Annotated in this window: 3 protein-coding genes; 1 reads left to right on the forward strand and 2 read right to left on the reverse strand. The window is 61.4% G+C overall.

Annotated elements, in window-relative coordinates; translation table 11 throughout:
* The first annotated feature begins 147 nt into the window (after window positions 1-147).
* Entirely contained in the window at window positions 148-399 is a 252-nt protein-coding gene (locus tag EN939_RS33695) for a DUF1127 domain-containing protein (RefSeq protein ID WP_027036978.1), read from the forward strand.
* A gap of 3 nt (window positions 400-402) precedes the next feature.
* On the opposite strand, the gene EN939_RS33700 is transcribed toward EN939_RS33695, so the two are convergent.
* Window positions 403-1,044, reverse strand: a complete 642-nt coding sequence (locus tag EN939_RS33700; protein ID WP_127269909.1) for a Pr6Pr family membrane protein — start codon at window positions 1,042-1,044, stop codon at window positions 403-405.
* Between the two features lie 3 nt (window positions 1,045-1,047).
* Window positions 1,048-1,455, reverse strand: coding sequence for a hypothetical protein (locus tag EN939_RS33705; RefSeq protein WP_127269907.1), 408 nt, complete (start codon window positions 1,453-1,455; stop codon window positions 1,048-1,050).
* Window positions 1,456-1,535 lie beyond the last annotated feature (80 nt).

The raw sequence follows: 1,535 nt of genomic DNA on the forward strand, positions 1-1,535 counted from the left end.
CCGCTGATACAGCGGGCCGGAGCCGGCAGTGAAATCGGGGAGCCAATTTGTCATGGTGACAAGTTTCTATATTGCACCTACACATGAGTCAATCCATATCGATTGCGTGCCAAAAAGGGTACAATTTGGAATTCTGGTAGAAAGATAATGGATACAATCGCTACAATCCGTCACTCGAGAGCCGGTTTATCTGGCCAATCGACACGTCCATCAGACCGGAGCGGCTTTGTCAGCCGTCTGGTGCGTCTGGTCAGATCGCTGGCGAGATGGATCGACCATCTGTTGGAGCGCCGCCGCAGCCGGCTGGCGCTGCTGGAAATGACCGATGATCAGCTCAAGGATATCGGCGTCACACGCTGCGATGCTCACCGCGAGGGCATCAGGCCGTTCTGGGACTGATAGCTAACCGAGTTTTGATGCCCTGGTGCGTGCGCCGGCATGGTCCGCAAGGACGGCGACCACGCACAGCACGAGGAAAAGTCCGGTGATGGCTGCGGCTGAGATGACGACGCTGGTCGCGCCGTTCCTGGCGATGTCCAGGAAAGGGTAGGGCACCTCGCCGGCAAACGGCGCCCGCACCAGCGCATAGACCAGATAAGCGATGGGATAGATCACCCACCAGGAAATGTCGCTCCAGCGCGTCCTGCCGTCAGCGCCTGCGATCAGCCACCACAGCACGAACAGCACCGGCGTCACATAATGCAGCAGGACGTCGCAGAGCAGGAACAGGCCCTGCGGCTGCCAGAGCCGTGCCAGAACCGTGGCATAGACGATGAACACCAGCGCGATCGAAACCGCAACGCCGGCCCGCATCCGCGCGCCTGCAAAGGCCGGCAGCCAGGCATAGAAGGTGGGTGACAGCAGCGACGTGTACACCAGCACCGCGCCGATGTTGGTCAGGATGGTGAAGAAGCTGGAGACGAAAATGATGGAGCCGAGCAGGCTGCGGCCGGCTTCCATCGACGCCGGAATGCTGATGCAGAACTGCAGGATGAGCCCGGCGAGACCGACGACCAGTCCCACAATCTGCAGGAACCGGCCCATGGGCTAGGCCGTCGCGGCGCAGGCCGGATTGCCGGCCTGCCAGCGCGCAATGTCGGAGCCGATGCGGGCGCCGAGCGGATCGTTCATCAGCGGTCCGAAGACGTCGACGCGGCTAGAATTGCCTTGCGCCTGCACGACCAGCAAAGGTTTGCCGCCATAGTGCTTGGCCGGCACCAGCAGGAAACGCGGCGTGCCGCTGAACGAATTCAGCTCATTGGCCATCTGGTACGGTTTGAAGGCCGGGTCCTTGCTGGCGATCCAGCATTTGTGGGCAGCGATCGCCACTTGCTCCATGACCAGCAGCGCAGCACTTTTGCCTGAGGGAACAGGCGTGCTCTTTGGCGTCGACTGGCAGGACGCCAGCACAAAGCCCGCCGCGGCGACCAGCGCGATCGTCTTGCGTCTGATCAAGCGGCACCCATCTCAAGCTCGGACAGAAAAATCTTCAAACCATCGGTCATCTCGCCCCACACCCGCGACAATGCCGGGTG

Source organism: Mesorhizobium sp. M7A.F.Ca.CA.002.05.1.1 (assembly GCF_003998335.1).
Taxonomy (GTDB): Bacteria; Pseudomonadota; Alphaproteobacteria; order Rhizobiales; family Rhizobiaceae; genus Mesorhizobium.